At 69.7% G+C, this 14,626-nt stretch carries 14 protein-coding genes; 2 read left to right on the forward strand and 12 right to left on the reverse strand.

Going from position 1 to position 14,626, the window contains the following annotated elements:
* Positions 1-37: 37 nt before the first annotated feature.
* Both O1R50_RS11425 and O1R50_RS11430 read right to left on the reverse strand, forming a co-directional pair.
* Entirely contained in the window at positions 38-970 is a 933-nt protein-coding gene (locus tag O1R50_RS11425) for a helix-turn-helix transcriptional regulator (RefSeq protein ID WP_270110149.1), read from the reverse strand.
* Positions 967-1,947, reverse strand: coding sequence for a helix-turn-helix transcriptional regulator (locus O1R50_RS11430; protein WP_270110150.1), 981 nt, complete (start codon positions 1,945-1,947; stop codon positions 967-969). Before O1R50_RS11430 ends, O1R50_RS11425 begins: the two co-directional genes overlap by 4 nt.
* Positions 1,948-2,077: 130 nt before the next feature.
* Between O1R50_RS11430 and O1R50_RS11435 the strand changes: the two genes are divergently transcribed.
* Positions 2,078-3,169, forward strand: coding sequence for a DUF3866 family protein (locus O1R50_RS11435; protein WP_270110152.1), 1,092 nt, complete (start codon positions 2,078-2,080; stop codon positions 3,167-3,169).
* A gap of 294 nt (positions 3,170-3,463) precedes the next feature.
* Here O1R50_RS11435 and O1R50_RS11440 read toward each other — a convergent pair whose 3' ends face one another.
* From O1R50_RS11440 to arc, 7 genes are all read right to left on the reverse strand, one after another.
* Entirely contained in the window at positions 3,464-3,709 is a 246-nt protein-coding gene (locus tag O1R50_RS11440) for a hypothetical protein (protein ID WP_270110153.1), read from the reverse strand.
* An 8-nt stretch (positions 3,710-3,717) separates the two neighbouring features.
* Positions 3,718-5,076, reverse strand: a complete 1,359-nt coding sequence (pafA, locus tag O1R50_RS11445; RefSeq protein ID WP_205327493.1) for a Pup--protein ligase — start codon at positions 5,074-5,076, stop codon at positions 3,718-3,720.
* A 292-nt stretch (positions 5,077-5,368) separates the two neighbouring features.
* Positions 5,369-6,130 (reverse strand): proteasome subunit alpha, encoded by a 762-nt coding sequence (prcA, locus tag O1R50_RS11450; protein ID WP_270110154.1) that lies wholly within the window; start codon positions 6,128-6,130, stop codon positions 5,369-5,371.
* A 15-nt stretch (positions 6,131-6,145) separates the two neighbouring features.
* Positions 6,146-6,940: a proteasome subunit beta gene (gene prcB / locus O1R50_RS11455; RefSeq protein WP_270110155.1), complete on the reverse strand. Its 795-nt coding sequence runs from the start codon at positions 6,938-6,940 to the stop codon at positions 6,146-6,148.
* Positions 6,941-7,136: 196 nt separating this feature from the next.
* Positions 7,137-7,352, reverse strand: a complete 216-nt coding sequence (locus O1R50_RS11460) for a ubiquitin-like protein Pup (RefSeq protein WP_030155908.1) — start codon at positions 7,350-7,352, stop codon at positions 7,137-7,139.
* 111 nt (positions 7,353-7,463) lie between these two features.
* Complete coding sequence (gene dop, locus O1R50_RS11465) at positions 7,464-8,969, reverse strand: depupylase/deamidase Dop (protein WP_270110156.1); 1,506 nt, start codon at positions 8,967-8,969, stop codon at positions 7,464-7,466.
* A 429-nt stretch (positions 8,970-9,398) separates the two neighbouring features.
* Positions 9,399-11,180 carry a proteasome ATPase gene (gene arc, locus O1R50_RS11470; RefSeq protein WP_270110157.1) on the reverse strand — a complete coding sequence of 594 codons (1,782 nt, stop codon included), beginning with the start codon at positions 11,178-11,180 and terminating at the stop codon, positions 9,399-9,401.
* 118 nt (positions 11,181-11,298) lie between these two features.
* Here arc and O1R50_RS11475 point away from each other — a divergent pair, with 118 nt between their 5' ends.
* Positions 11,299-11,586 (forward strand): ferredoxin, encoded by a 288-nt coding sequence (locus O1R50_RS11475; RefSeq protein ID WP_270110158.1) that lies wholly within the window; start codon positions 11,299-11,301, stop codon positions 11,584-11,586.
* A gap of 100 nt (positions 11,587-11,686) precedes the next feature.
* Here O1R50_RS11475 and O1R50_RS11480 read toward each other — a convergent pair whose 3' ends face one another.
* The 3 genes from O1R50_RS11480 to O1R50_RS11490 all read right to left on the reverse strand — a co-directional run bounded on the left by O1R50_RS11480 (position 11,687) and on the right by O1R50_RS11490 (position 14,611).
* Positions 11,687-12,610: a tRNA (adenine-N1)-methyltransferase gene (locus tag O1R50_RS11480; protein ID WP_270110159.1), complete on the reverse strand. Its 924-nt coding sequence runs from the start codon at positions 12,608-12,610 to the stop codon at positions 11,687-11,689.
* Between the two features lie 66 nt (positions 12,611-12,676).
* On the reverse strand, positions 12,677-13,783 hold the full coding sequence (locus tag O1R50_RS11485) for a M50 family metallopeptidase (protein ID WP_270110160.1): 1,107 nt from the start codon (positions 13,781-13,783) through the stop codon (positions 12,677-12,679).
* A gap of 81 nt (positions 13,784-13,864) precedes the next feature.
* Positions 13,865-14,611, reverse strand: a complete 747-nt coding sequence (locus tag O1R50_RS11490) for a class I SAM-dependent methyltransferase (protein ID WP_270110161.1) — start codon at positions 14,609-14,611, stop codon at positions 13,865-13,867.
* Positions 14,612-14,626: the final 15 nt, after the last annotated feature.

Raw genomic sequence — 14,626 nt, forward strand, 5'->3', positions numbered from 1 at the left:
GGGGACGAGCGGGCCCGGGCGGGCGGGTCGGCGTGGCTCAGGCGGGCTGGTACCGGGCCAGCGCGGCGCCGGCGGTCTGGCGGACGGCGTCGCGCAGTTCGGCGGGGGCGAGGACCTCGGCGTCGCCGCCGAGGCCGAGGACGAAGCGGCGGGCCCAGTCGAGGTCGCGCACGCGCATGGTGACGCGGCGGCGGCCGTCGGGCTCGCCGACGATCTCGTCGCACGGGTAGGCGTCGGTGACGGTCTTGGCGCCGGGCCCCAGGAGCAGCTGGATGCGCGGCAGCTCGGAGGCGAGGAACGCGGTGGGCGCGGGCTGGTTGGTGAGGCGCAGCGGTTCCGAGGGCTCGTCGAGTTCGGAGCAGGCGTCGATCCGGTCGATGCGGAACTGGCGGATCTCCCCCGCGGTGCGGCACCAGGCGCGCAGGTAGGCGTGGCCGTCGGCGGCGACGACCTCGATGGGGTCGACGACGCGTTCGGAGGTGGTGTCGCGACTCGCCGAGTAGTAGGTGATGCGGGCGGCGTGACCGGAGGCGACGAGCGCCGCATAGCGTTCGGCCTGCGGGTCGGTGACGGTGTCGCGGACGGTGACGTCGGCGGGGATCTCGCCCGCGGCGGCGGCGAGCTTGTCGAGCGCGGAGGCGATGGCGGCGCGGTCGCCGACGCCGGGCGTGTCGGCGAGGACCCGCAGGGCGACCGAGAGCGCGAGGGCCTCGTGCGCGGCGAGTCGGACCGGGCGGTCCATGCCGGCGGCGAAGAGCACGCGGACCTCGTCGGCGTCGAAGGCGATGTCGATCAGGTCGCCGGGGCCGTAACCGGGCAGGCCGCACATCCACAGCATGGTGAGGTCGGACTGGATCTGGTCGGCGTCGACGCCGAAGTCCGCGGCGAGCTCAGCGATCGGGACGCCTTCGGGGCGGGCGACGAGGTACGGGACGAGGTTGAGGAGGCGGGCGAGCCGGTTCTGGGTCACGGTGTCTCCTTGTCGTCGGCGAGGGCCTGCAGGCACGCGATGGTCTCCTTGACCAGTTCGGGCGGGTCGGTGACGAGGACGTCGGCGCCGAACGAGGCCAGCCAGGCGGCGGTCGCGGCGGTGTCGGTGTAGGAAAAGCAGGCCTGGTCGCCTTCGGGGGTGCGCGGGCCGATCTGGTCGGCGCGGCGGCGCACGCCCCAGGCGCGCTTGGGCCGGACGAGGACGGTGGCGCGGGACGGGAGCTGGCGGTCGTCGGCGGCGGAGGCGAACGCGAGGACGTCGACGCCCTCGGGGATCGTGAACGCGCCTTCGGGACCGGTGAGGCGCACCTTCCCGCTGATGCGCGAGAGCCGGAAGCAGCGCTGGGCTTCGCGGTCGAGGTCGTACCCGGCGACGTACCAGCGGCCGCGCCAGGCCGCGCAGCCCCACGGCTGGATCCGGCGCTGCTGGGCGGCGCCGTCGCGCGGGCCGAAGTAGTCGAAGACGACGGTGCGCCGGGAGGCGACCGCTTCGAGGAACGGCGCGAGGGCCGCCTCGGCACCGGGCAGGGACTTGACCGGGGACGCGGCGGCGTGCGACTCGACGTCGATGCCGGCGGCCCGGAGTTTGCGGAGCGCATCGGAGGACCCGGACTGGAGCTCGGGCTGCTGCCACAGGCGCGCGGCCGCGGCCACGGCGGCGGCTTCGGCGTCGGTGAACTCGATCTGCGGCAGCTCGAAGTCCGAGCGCGCGATCCGGTAGCCCGGCTCGCCGTCGCCGAGGTAGTCGATGCCCGACTGGAGCGGGATGCCGATGCGGCGCAGCTCGGCCTTGTCGCGTTCGAACTTGCGCTGGAACGCGTCGTGGGCCTTCTTGTCGTCGTGGTTGTGCTCGTAGCCGGGGACGGTCCTGGCGATCCTGGTGGAGGTCTGGAAGCGCCGCGAGGACAGCAGGCAGAGCACCAGGTTCACCAGTCGTTCGGTGCGATCGTTGGACACCCGCCCAGCCTATGCCAGGCGGCGGAGCCGCTGCCAGCACGCCTGCCGGTGCGCGAGTCGCCGCACGGCGGCCGATCGGCGGGGCTCGGCGTGCTGCACCGGTGCCGTTCGCGCTTGATAATGTCCGGGCGTGATCAGATGGCGATACGGGACTGTCACCGGCGTGCGCGGCGGTTGGCGCGGCTGCACCGAGCTGGAAGTCGACGTCGAGGCCCGCGAGGGCGAGGACGCGTTCTCGTGCCGGGGCCTGGCCTACGACGAGCTCGTGGGGGTCCCCGAGCTCGGCGACCGGGTGCTGCTCAACTGCAACGCCATCGCGAAGGGCCTGGGCACGGGCGGGTACGCGCTGGTCGTGGCCGTGCCGGACCGGCTCCCGGCCGACGTCGACGCACCGGGGCACATCGTCAAGGCCCGGTACACGCCGATGCAGGCGATGCGCCTGGCCGTGGACGAGGACGACTCGCCGCACCGCGCTGCCGTGGAGGCCTGCGAGGACCTCGGCGGGATGCCGGTGGTCGTGGCGGACCTGCACTCGGCGCTCGCGCCGGTGCTCGCAGGGATCCACGCGACCGCGCCCGAGGCACGGGTCGCCTACGTGATGACCGACGGCGGTTCACTCCCGGCGTGGTTCTCCCGCCAGCTCGACCAGCTCTCGGATCGGCTGTGCACCACGGTGACGGCGGGGCAGTGCTTCGGCGGGGACCTCGAAGCGACGAACGTTCACAACGCGCTCATCGCGGCGCGCGTCGTCGGCGGCGCCGACATCGCGATCGTCGCGCAGGGCCCGGGGAACCTCGGGACCGGCACGGTGTGGGGCTTCTCGGGGACCGCCGCGGGCGAGGCGGTCAACGCCGCGGCGGTGCTCGGCGGCAGGCCCGTGGCGTCGCTGCGGATCTCGGAGGGCGATGCGCGCGAACGCCATCGCGGCGTCTCGCACCACTCGATGACGGCGTACGCGAAGGTCGCGCTGGCCGCGGCCGACGTGCCGGTGCCGGACGAGCTCCCGGCGGAACTCGAGGGCAAGATCCGGCGGCAGCTCCGCGAGCTCCCCGAGCGGCACCGCCAGATCGAGATCGACTGCTCGGGCCTGGTCGAGGCGATGGAGGCCCTCCCAGTCAAGTTGTCCACCATGGGCAGAGGACTCGACCGCGACCGCGTGTACTTCGTGGCCGCAGCGGCCGCGGGCCGCCACGCCGCCCAAATCGCCACCCGCCGCGACTGAGGGCGCCCCCAGGTCCACTCCCCTCACCGCCGTCGCAACACTTCAGGTCCCCCACGCTAGCTTCGAAACCGGGGGCCCTTTCCCGGCGGCAGCGCCGACCGCCGGCATGCGCCGTTGTCTTCCGCTTCGCGATCCATCCGGCGCTCCTGCTTCAGCTCCGCTTCAGGTTCACCCCGCTGCCTTGGAAACCGGGGGCCCTTTCCCAGCGCCGATGGCGCTCTCGGCGTGCGCCGGGAAGCGAACCGCCCCGTCTGCGCGACAGCGCAGACGGGGCGTTGCTCGATCTCGTATTCGCTAGAGCACGAACAGCACCAGGACCCACAGGCCGATGACCGCCGCCAAGGCGACCGCCAGGACCCAGGTCGGGACCGTGTACTCGCCACGGCGGTTCCGCGCGATCTCCTCGCGGATCCGGCTCGTGCGCCGCTCGTAGGCGGCCACCGGGTCGAGGGAGCTCAGCGGGTCCGAACGGCGGCCGGGCGATTCGCGCTTCCGCTCCTCGGCGTGCTCCGGCTCTGCGGAGTCGTTCCGATCCGTCATCACTCGCCTCACATGCTGGCGATGAGCTTGTCGACCCGCTCGTCACGCGACCGGAACGGGTCCTTGCACAGCACCGTGCGCTGCGCCTGGTCGTTCAGCTTCAAGTGCACCCAGTCGACGGTGAAGTCGCGGCGCTTCTCCTGCGCCTTGCGGATGAACTCCCCGCGCAGCCGCGCCCGCGTGGTCTGCGGCGGTACCTCCTTCGCCTCGAAGACCTCCACGTCATGCGTGATCCGCTCGGCCTCGCCGCGCTTCTCCATGAGGTGGTGCAGGCCCCGGCCGCGCCGGATGTCGTGGTACGCCAGGTCGAGCTGCGCCACACGCGGGCTCGAGAGCGCCAGGCCCCGCTTCTCGCGGTAGCGCTCGATGAGCTTGTACTTCGCGACCCAGTCGATCTCGCGCGAGACCGAGTCGAGGTCCTCGGACTCGACGGCCTGGAGCACCCGGCCCCACAGGTCGATGACCCGCTTGGTGCCCGCGTCGGCGCCGCGCTGGTCGACGAAGTCGATGGCCTTCTCGAGGTACTCGCGCTGGATGTCCAGCGCCGACGCCTCGCGGCCGCTCGCCAGGCGCACCAGGCGCTTGCCCGTCGTGTCGTGGCTGATCTCGCGGATCGCCCGGATCGGGTTCTCCAGCGTGAGGTCGCGCATCGTCACACCGGTCTCGATCATCCGCAGCACCAGGTCGGCCGAGCCGACCTTGAGCATCGTGGTGACCTCGTTGATGTTCGAGTCGCCCACGATGACGTGCAGGCGGCGGTACCGCTCGGCGTCGGCGTGCGGCTCGTCGCGGGTATTGATGATCGGCCGCGAGCGGGTCGTGGCCGAGGAGACGCCCTCCCAGATGTGCTCGGCGCGCTGCGACAGGCAGAAGCGCGCGCCGCGCGGGGTCTGGAGGACCTTCCCGGCCCCGCAGATGAGCTGGCGGGTGACCAGGAACGGGATGAGCACCTCGGCGAGGCGCCCGAACTCGCCGTGGCGGCTGACCAGGTAGTTCTCGTGGCAGCCGTAGGAGTTCCCGGCGGAGTCGGTGTTGTTCTTGAACAGGTAGATGTCCCCCGCGATGCCCTCGTCGTGGAGGCGCTTCTCGGCGTCGATCATGAGGCCTTCGAGGATGCGTTCACCGGCCCGGTCGTGCTTGACCAGGTCCTCGATCGAGTCGCACTCGGGGGTGGCGTACTCGGGGTGGGAGCCCACGTCGAGGTAGAGGCGGGCGCCGTTGCGGAGGAACACGTTGGAGGAGCGGCCCCAGGAGACCACACGCCTGAAGAGGTAGCGGGCCACTTCGTCCGGAGACAGGCGGCGCTGTCCCCTGAAGGTGCAAGTGACCCCGTATTCGGTCTCCAGTCCGAAAATGCGCCTGTCCATGTCGAAACCCTACCCCGATTCGGTTGAGGAGAACACCCCTCGCGGTCGAACGGTTCCATACCGCGACGGGCACTATGGAGATTGTTCGATTTACGGCGGTATGCACCTGGTTCGATGCGGTCCCGCCGGGACGGGCCGTCCACTTGAGAGGGACGGCAGGTACTCGAAGGAGTGTCGGTCGGTGATATCCGGCGACCGCTCGCGGCGGTTGCCGACCGGGCCGGTCGGGCCCGCGAGGACGCGGGTACCCGCCCGGCCCGGCCTCAAGCGGTGAACGGCCGGCGTGCGGTCGTCAGGACTCGTCGGTGTCGGGAGCCTCGTCCGCGGGCGCTTGGGCCGCCCTGGGCTCGGCTGCCGCCGGGCTCGCCAGCAGCGCGTCCAGGGCCAGGCCCTCGATGCGACGGAAGGCCCGGCCGGGGCGTGCCCGCTCCAGGACCGCCACCTCCAGGACCTCCTTGGTCAGCTCGCGGGGCGTGCCGCTGCCGCCGGAGCTGGAGAGCGCCCGCAGGGCCAGCGCGAACGCGTCCGCGAGCGGGGCCTCGAAGTCGTGGCCTTCGGCCAGGACCTCCTTGAGCTGGTCGGCGTCGCCGCCCATGGCGAGGTAGCCGGGCTCGTCGTTGATGGAGCCGTCGAAGGTGAGCCGGTAGAGCTCGTCCTCCTGGGGTCCGGAGCCGACGCCGGCGACGCAGATCTCGACCTCGAAGGGCTTGGTCTGCTCCGAGAAGATCGCGCCGAGGGTCTGGGCGTAGGCCTTGGCGAGGCTGGCGGCGTTCACGTCGCGGCGGTCGTAGGAGTAGCCGCGCAGGTCGGCCATCCGGACGCCGGCCGTGCGGAGGTTCTCGAACTCGTTGTACTTGCCGACGGCCGCGAAGCCGATGCGGTCATAGAGCTCATAGACCTTGTGCAGGGCCGAGGAGACGTTCTCCGCGACGAGGAGGACGCCGTCGGCGCAGGAGAGCACCACGACGTTGCGGCCCCGGGAGATGTTCTTGCGGGCGAACTCGGCCCGGTCCCGCATGATCTGTTCGGGACTGGTGTAGAACTGCATGGCCATGTCCGGCTCCTCTCCTTATCCGTAGGGGTTCTCGGTGCGGGCCGCGATCACCGCGCGGGCGACGTCGGCCACGACGGCCTCATCGATCCGCTTGGAGCCTTCGGCGGTGGCGGTCATGACCACGGGGTAGAGGTCGCGGGTCGGGTCGGGTCCGCCGGTGGCGGAGTCGTCGTCGGCGGCGTCGTAGAGCGATTCGACGGCGATCTTGACGGCTTCATCGGTGCCGATGTCGCGGCGGTAGCGCTTCTTGAGGGAGCTCTTGGCGAACATGGAGCCGGAGCCGATGGAGTCGAAGTCGCGTTCTGCGTAGATGCCGCCGACGACGTCGAAGCTGTAGATCTTCCCGGCTTCTTCGATGGAGGCGGCGTCGACGTCGAACCCGGCGAAGAGGGGGACGACGGCGAGGCCCTGGAGGGCGATGCCGAGGTTGCCGCGCAGCATGGTGGCAAGGCGGTTGGCCTTGCCGTTCAGGGTGAGCGGGGCGCCTTCGATCTTCTCGTAGTGCTCGAGTTCGAGCTGGTAGAGCTTGACCAGTTCGATGCCGAGGCCGGCCGTGCCCGCGATGCCGACGAGCGAGTAGCCGTCGGCCGGGAAGACCTTCTCGATGTCGCGACTCGAGATGTAGTTGCCCATGGTCGCGCGGCGGTCGCCGGCCATGACGACGCCTTCTGCCGTGCGCAGGGCGACGATGGTGGTGGCGTGGGCGCTGACTGCGGCGAAGTCGCCGGGCGGCAGGGGTCTGCGCCCCGGCAGCAGTTCGGGTGCCACCTGCGTGAGGAACTCCGAGAAGGAGGAGGTTCCAGCCGTCATATACGCGTTGGGCAGTTTGCCTGGGAATCCTTGACCTGTCACGACATGACCTCCCTAGTCCTCTATTTAGAAAAATGCGCCGACGATGCGCGGCTGGCCGCTTCGGACCCGCGGGGCCGGAGGGCTCCGGTGGGGCAAGGCCCCTGATGCGCCTGTAGGCGTCGCACCAGGTGGCCCTGTCACCGGCAGGGGGCTGCTACTGGCCGCCCTTTTGCACGAACGAGCGGACGAATTCCTCGGAGTTGGTCTCCAGGACTTCATCGATCTCGTCGAGCAGGTCGTCTACTTCTTCGGTGATCGCTTCGTGGCGTTCGGCAATCTCGGGGTCTACAGCGGCCTCGGTGGCCTCGGCATCTGCTTCCTGCCGCGACCGCTGCGACTGCGACTGCCCGCCGGAGTCCTTCGCTGCCATAGCTGTTCCCTTCTACCTTGACGGTGCCTAAACCGTACCGCGAGAGTACGACAGCACGCCAGATACGACGCCGCACTGCCGTGCATTATTCCCGCGGACGAAACAGGGGCCTCAATCGGCCGTGATGATGTCGAGGAGGTCCTTGGCGGCCTCGCAACGCTCGAACAGCTCCCCCACATGGGCTTTGGTGCCTTTTTCAGGCTCCATCATGGGCACTCGCACGAGCGAGTCGGCGCCGACGTCGAAGATGACGGAGTCCCAGGAGGCGGCCACGACCTCGGAGGGGTAGCGGGCGAGGCAGCGCCCGCGGAAGAACGCCCGGGTGTCACTGGGCGGCTCGGTCATCGCGTCGATGATCTCGGTGTCGGTGAGCAGGCGCTTCATCTTGCCGCGGGCGACGAGGCGGTGGTAGAGGCCCTTCTCGGGGCGCACGTCGTGGTACTGGAGGTCGATGGCCTGGAGTTTCGCGGCACCCCAGCCGAGGTTCTCGCGTTCGCGGTAGCGGTCGAGCAGCGAGAGCTTGGCGGGCCAGTCGAGCATGTCGGCCAGTTCCATGGGGTCGCGGGCCAGCGCGTCGAGCACGTACGCCCACAGGTCGAGGACCTCGCGGGTGTCGGGGTCGGCGTCGGCGCCGCAGTAGGCCTCGGCCTGCTCCAGGATGGACTGCTGGAGTTCGATGGCGGTGAGGCGCTTGCCGTTGCGCAGTTCGATCTTGTGCCTGAGGGTGGGGTCGTGGCTGACGGCGCGAAGTTCGGCGACGGGTTCGGCGATGCCGAGGGTGCCGTCGAAGGCGCCGGACTCGATCATGGACAGCACGATTGAGGCGGTGCCGACCTTGAGGAAGGTGGCGTGCTCGGCGAGGTTGGCGTCGCCGATGATGACGTGGAGGCGCCGGTAGCGTTCGGCGTCGGCGTGGGGTTCGTCGCGGGTGTTGATGATGGGGCGCTTCAGTGTGGTCTCAAGGCCCACTTCGACTTCGAAGAAGTCGGCGCGCTGGGAGATCTGGAAGCGGTGCTCGGAGGCGTCCTGGCCGATGCCTATGCGCCCGGCGCCGCAGAAGATCTGGCGGGTGACCAGGAACGGCGTGAAGTGGGCGACGATGTCGGCGAAGGGGGTCTGGCGCGACATGAGGAAGTTCTCGTGCGCGCCGTAGGAGGCGCCCTTGTTGTCGGTGTTGTTCTTGTACAGGTTGATCGGACCGATGCCGGGCGTGTGGGCCGCGCGGAGGGCGGCTTCGGCCATGGTCATCTCGCCGGCCTTGTCGAACAGGACGATCTCGCGTGGATTGGTGACTTCGGGGGTCGAGTACTCCGGGTGGGCGTGGTCGACGTAGAGGCGTGCGCCGTTGGTCAGGATGACGTTGGCGAGACCCGAGTCCTCGTCGGCGAGGTTCTCGGCCGGATCGTAGAGGGCGCCGGTGTAGGTGAAGCCGCGCGCGTCGCGCAGGGGGGTCTCCTCCTCGTAGTCCCACCTGGCCCGGCCGCCCTTGGAGAGCTCGGGGCGGGCGGCGTAGGCGTTGACGATCTGCGAGGAGGTCACCATCGGGTTGGCGCCCGGCTGGCCCGGCACGGAGATCCCGTATTCGATCTCGGTGCCCATAATGCGGCGTACGGTCATGCTCTCGAGCCTAGTCCCTTCGGGCGCGGCGGCGCTCCCTCCGATCGGAGACGTCTGGATTTCCGGGCCGCCGAGTCTCGCGCCGTTGAGGTTCCGGGTCTTCATGGCGATCGGTTACCCGTCGCCGGGTGGTCTGACACGTTCTGAGGTGCGCCGATCGGCCGGCGGGGGTGCCGCCGGCCGATCGAGGCAACGTTCTTGCAGGCCGTGCTTTCGGTGCCTTCTGCATCGCTGCAGGCGGCGCTTCAGGTACCTTCCGCTTCGCTACAGACGGTGCTTTAGGTACCTTCCGCTTCGCTACAGACGGTGCTTTAGGTACCTTCCGCTTCGCTACAGACGGTGCTTAAGGTACCTTCCGCTTCGCTACAGACGGTGCTTAAGGTACCTTCCGCTTCGCTACAGACGGTGCTTAAGGTACCTTCCGCTTCGCTACAGGTACTGACCGGTGTTCGACACCGTGTCGATGCTGCGGCCGGAGTCGGGGCCCTTGCCGGAGACGAGCGTGCGGATGTAGACGATCCGCTCGCCCTTCTTGCCGGAGATGCGGGCCCAGTCGTCGGGGTTGGTGGTGTTCGGGAGGTCCTCGTTCTCGCGGAACTCGTCGACTGTGGAGTCGATGAGGTGGCTCAGGCGGATGCCCTTCGACTGATGTGTCAGGAAGTCCTTGATGGCCATCTTCTTCGCCCGCGCGACGATGTTCTCGATCATCGCGCCGGAGTTGAAGTCCTTGAAGTAGAGCACTTCCTTGTCGCCGTCGGCGTAAGTGACCTCGAGGAAGCGGTTCTCGTCCACTTCGGAGTACATCCGCTCGACGACCGCCTGGATCATCGACTGCACGGTGGCTTCGCGGTCCTTGTCGTGCTCGGCGAGGTCGTCGTCGTGCAGCGGCAGGGTCGTGGTGATGTACTTCGAGAAGATGTCCTTCGCCGACTCGGCGTCGGGCCGCTCGATCTTGATCTTGACGTCCAGGCGGCCGGGCCGCAGGATCGCCGGGTCGATCATGTCCTCGCGGTTCGAGGCGCCGATGACGATGACGTTCTCGAGGCCCTCCACGCCGTCGATCTCCGACAGCAGCTGGGGGACGATGGTGTTCTCGACGTCGGAGGACACGCCCGATCCGCGGGTGCGGAATATCGAGTCCATCTCGTCGAAGAACACGATCACGGGCATGCCTTCGCTGGCCTTCTCGCGGGCCCGCTGGAAGACCAGGCGGATGTGCCGCTCGGTCTCGCCGACATACTTGTTCAGCAGCTCAGGACCCTTGATGTTGAGGAAGTAGCTCCTGCCGGAGGCCTCCTCGCCGCGCATCTCGGCGACCTTCTTGGCCAGCGAGTTGGCGACGGCCTTGGCGATGAGCGTCTTGCCGCAGCCCGGCGGGCCGTACAGCAGGATGCCCTTCGGTGCGCGCAGCTCGTGCTCGCGGAAGAGGTCGGCGTGGAGGAACGGCAGTTCCACCGCGTCGCGGATCATCTCGATCTGGCCGTCGAGGCCGCCGATGTCGTAGTAGTCGACGTCGGGGACCTCTTCGAGGACGAGCTCTTCGACCTCGCTCTTCTGGATGCGCTCGTACGCGTACCCGGCGCGCGGCTCGATCATGACCGAGTCGCCCGCCCGCAGCGGCGAGTTGATGAGCGCGTCGGAGAGCAGCACGACCCGCTCCTCGTCGGCGTGGCTGGTCACCAGCGCGCGGTCCGGAGGGCCGCCCGCGGTGTTCTCGATGAGCTCCTTGAGCGTCACCACCTCGCCGATGCGCTCGTAGTCGAGCACCTCGACTACGTTCATGGCGTCGTTGAGCAGGACTTCCTGGCCGCGTTCGAGCTCGTCGACGTCGATCGACGGCGCGAGCGAGACGCGGAACTTCCTCCCGGAGGTGAAGACGTCGACGGTGCCGTCCTCACGGGCCCCCAGGAACACGCCGTAGCCGGACGGCGGTTGTGCGAGCCGGTCGATTTCCTCTTTCAGTGAGACGATCTGCTCGCGGGCCTCCTTCAAGGTGGCCACGAGCCGCTCGTTCTGCTCCGACAGGCGGTCAATCTGGGATTGGGCGGCGGCGAGCCGCTCCTCCAGAATGTGCATGTGTCGGGGCGTTTCGGTGAGACGGCGTCGGGCAGCGGCCAGTTCTTCCTGGAGCTCTTCGACCTGTCCTGACAGTTCGTCGTGCTCTGAGCCCTGGCTCAGGTTCTGTCGACGGTCCTCGTTGCTACGTGCCACGGGTCACACCTCCCGAGTGAGGGTTGTCCTACTCCAACCGTAGCTGGCTGGGGAGGCCAATAGTAAGACTCGACACCGACATTGCGCCAGCTTCTTCGCGGCAATTAATCTGGGGGGCATGGCTGAGGAACGTGAACTCGAGGTGTCGATCGACCAGGACGCCTGCACCGGCGACGGGCTCTGCGTGCAGTACGCGCCCTCGATCTTCGAGTTCGACATCGACGGGCTCGCCTATGTGAAGGATCCGAGCGGTGAGCTGTTGACTACGGCCGGTTCGCAAGTCGACGTGCCGGAACACCTGCGTCTGGACATCGTGAACGCCGCCCACGACTGCCCCGGCGAGTGCATCTACGTCCGCGACCGCAAGGACAAGACCGCCGTCGCGGGCCCCGGCGCGGACGACTAGCGAAACGAGATTCGGGCGGGTGACGCGATCGCGTCACCCGCCCCCAAGACGTGTGGACCCAGGTAGAGTGGGGTAAACGCCGAATAATTTGACCGGATCGTTACGAACCGGCGGCGTCGTCCTCAGTGGCCCGCAGCGCCTCGGCCGCGCGGGCGTCAGCCTCGGCGGCGATCCGCTCCTTGCGCTCGCGCAGCGCCTGCTGGCCTTTGGAGGGCTTGAGCTTCCGCATCGGCGCCACCGTCCCGGGGGCGAGCTTGCGGGCGGTGATGAGGAACGCGGTGTGGGCGATCATGCGGTGGTCCGGGCGGACCGCGAGGCCCTCGAGGTGCCAGCCGCGCATCATCGACTCCCAGGCCGCCGGCTCGGTGAAGGTCTTGCGCTCCCGCAAGGCCTCGACGAGCTCCGACATCTGCGTGGTGGTGGCGACGTACCCGATGAAGACCCCGCCGGGCCGCAGGATGCGCTCCACAGTGTCCAGCACCTCCCACGGGGAGAGCATGTCGAGCACGACCCGGTCGACCGGCTCGAGGTCGGCCTCGGCCACATCGCCCACGGTCAGCGTCCAGTGCTCCGGAACCTCGCCGTAGTAGCCCCGGACGTTCTCCTCGGCGATCTTCGCGAAGTCCTCGCGCAGCTCCCAGGAGTAGACGCGGCCCGTCGGGCCGGTCGCGCGCAGGAGCCAGTTCGTCAGCGCGCCCGACCCGGCCCCGGCCTCCACGACCCGCGAACCCGGGTAGATGTCGCCGAACGTGAGGATCTGCGCGATGTCCTTCGGGTAGATGACCTGGGCGCCGCGGCGCATCGACAGGCCGTAGTCGGGCAGGAGCGGGCGCAGCGCCAGGTAGGCGGTGCCGCCCTCGGTGGTGACCGTGACGCCGTCGGGCTTGCCGATGAGGTCGTCGTGGAAGAGCCTGCCCCGGTGGGTGTGGAACGCGCCGCCCTCCGCGAGGGTGATCGTGGCCAGGCGGCCCTTCGCGTCGGTCAGCTGGACGCGGTCGCCCGGCCCGAGCAGGTCAGATGCCACTTCGTTGCACTCCTTGCACATGTACGGCTCGCGAGCGTCGCCGAGGCCCGATAGGTCCGAAGCATCTTAACGGAGGGCTTTGACCACGTCGGCGGTGTAGAGCAGCCCTGTCAGGCGGCCCTCATCGACCACGAAGAACCGCTCCGCGCCGCTCTTGCCGATCACGTCCACCAGCGCCTGGCCCTTGAGCTCGGCCTTGATGCCCGGAACCTGCGCGGCGGCGCGCAGCAGCCCGGACAGGGGCATCGCGGCCACCTGGTCGGCCGGGACCGCCTCGGCGGCGGCGCGGTCGAGGACCCCGACCGGTCTGCCGTCGACGGCGACGACCTCGCGCCCGTTCGCGGCGCTCAGCGCCTCCCCCAGCGTCGCGGAGGCGGGCACGAGGACGATCGGGCGGGCCAGCGCCGCGGCGTCCAGTGCCTTGACGCGCGGACCCATGCGGGCGGCGCGGATCGCGCTGGTCGCGCCGCGCCACAGCTCGAAGGCCACGAACAGGAGCAGGATCAGGCCGAACGCGGAGAACCAGTTCGAGGCGTAGAGCCACAGGCCGCCCGCGATGGTGCCGAGGGCGACGACGCGGCCGGCCCAGCCCGCGACGCGGAACCCGGTCCAGCGGTCGCCGGTGGCGGCCCAGATGCCGGCCTGGAGGGCCTTGCCGCCGTCGAGGGGCAGGCCCGGGAGCAGGTTGTAGACGGCGACGAGGAGGTTGGCGACGCAGATCTGGAAGGCGAACTGCCAGATCAGGGAGCCGGGGGTGAAGAAGAAGAGCCCGGCGAGGCCGATGCCGCCGAGGACGGCGGAGACGGCGGGTCCGGCGAGTGCGATGGCGGCGGCCGTCCCGGGCTTGGGGGCCTCGCGGTCCATCTCGGTGAAGCCGCCGAGGGCGTCGAGGTTGATCTGGCGGACCCCGATGCCGGCGCGCAGGCTGACGAGGGCGTGGCCGAGCTCGTGGAGGAACACCGAGACGAGCAGGGTGACGGCGAAGAGCGCCGCGACGACGAGCGCGGCGCCGGTGCTCAGGCCGGGGACCGAGCGCTGCACGATCGGGGCGTAGACGATCACGACCACGGCGGCCAGGAGCAGCCAGGTGTAGCCGAGGGTGACGGGGATGCCCTTGAAGCGGACGAGCGTGAATCCGGATCGGCGGAAGGCCAGCGGGTTTGCAGTCGACATCGGCGGCAATGCTACGCGCCCGCCCGCGCTGGAGGTCCCGGGAACCGCTGGGCGGGCGCGCTTGTGAGGATTCCGATCCGGCTAGGCGGGGCGGACGCGGAAGGCGTGGGTCCTGTAGGGGAGCGCGAAGGTGTCCTTGCCTTCGAGGTCGGGGTGGTGGTCGAGGATGTCGAGGACGTCCCGGGTGATGCGCTCGCGGAGCGCGTCGTCGGCGGTGAGGTAGTAGGAGCGGGAGTGGACCAGGCGCAGCACGCCGGGCCGGTCGAGGAGGCGCTCGTGGGAGAAGACCCGGTGTTCGGGCTCGGCGAAGCCGTCGCCGAAGTAGCCGGGTTCGAGGGCGGCGAAGGCGTCGCGCTCGCCCTGGGAGGAGTCGATCGCGGCCCACACGGCGGCGACCCAGGGGGTCTGGGTGTCGCGGATGTTCCAGATCGGGGCGAGGACGCCGTCGGCACGCAGGACGCGGTGCAGTTCGGGGAGGGCCTTGGGCCGGTCGAACCAGTGGAAGGCCTGTCCGGCGGTGATGACGTCGGCGGAGGCGTCCGGGAGCGGGAGGGCTTCGGCGGCACCTTCGTGCCCGGCGGCGAGGCCGGGGCTGGCGGCGGTGAGCTTGGCGAGCATCTGCGGGTCGGGTTCGACGGCGGTGACGTTGTGGCCCAGGGCGATGAGGCCGCGGGTGAGGATGCCGGTCCCGGCGCCGACGTCGACGACCTCCTTGGGGGCGTCGCCCGTGAGCCACGCGAGCGCTTCGGCGGGGTAGGCGGGGCGGATCGAGTCGTAGAGGTCGGCGGCGGGTCCGAAGGAGCGTGCGGCGTTCGCGTCGAAGTTCATGCCATAAACCGTACA

It is taken from the genome of Glycomyces luteolus (assembly GCF_027622875.1).
Lineage (GTDB): Bacteria > Actinomycetota > Actinomycetes > Mycobacteriales > Micromonosporaceae > Glycomyces > Glycomyces luteolus.

Excerpts from the sequence above, each read along its gene's own strand:
- dop (WP_270110156.1), bottom strand. The coding sequence starts at position 8,969 with ATGACCGTACGCCGCATTATGGGCACCGAGATCGAATACGGGATCTCC.
- pafA (WP_205327493.1), bottom strand. The coding sequence starts at position 5,076 with ATGGACAGGCGCATTTTCGGACTGGAGACCGAATACGGGGTCACTTGC.
- prcB (WP_270110155.1), bottom strand. The coding sequence starts at position 6,940 with ATGACGGCTGGAACCTCCTCCTTCTCGGAGTTCCTCACGCAGGTGGCA.
- O1R50_RS11485 (WP_270110160.1), bottom strand. The coding sequence starts at position 13,783 with ATGTCGACTGCAAACCCGCTGGCCTTCCGCCGATCCGGATTCACGCTC.
- O1R50_RS11490 (WP_270110161.1), bottom strand. The coding sequence starts at position 14,611 with ATGAACTTCGACGCGAACGCCGCACGCTCCTTCGGACCCGCCGCCGAC.
- O1R50_RS11460 (WP_030155908.1), bottom strand. The coding sequence starts at position 7,352 with ATGGCAGCGAAGGACTCCGGCGGGCAGTCGCAGTCGCAGCGGTCGCGG.
- O1R50_RS11440 (WP_270110153.1), bottom strand. The coding sequence starts at position 3,709 with ATGACGGATCGGAACGACTCCGCAGAGCCGGAGCACGCCGAGGAGCGG.
- prcA (WP_270110154.1), bottom strand. The coding sequence starts at position 6,130 with ATGGCCATGCAGTTCTACACCAGTCCCGAACAGATCATGCGGGACCGG.
- O1R50_RS11475 (WP_270110158.1), top strand. The coding sequence starts at position 11,299 with ATGGCTGAGGAACGTGAACTCGAGGTGTCGATCGACCAGGACGCCTGC.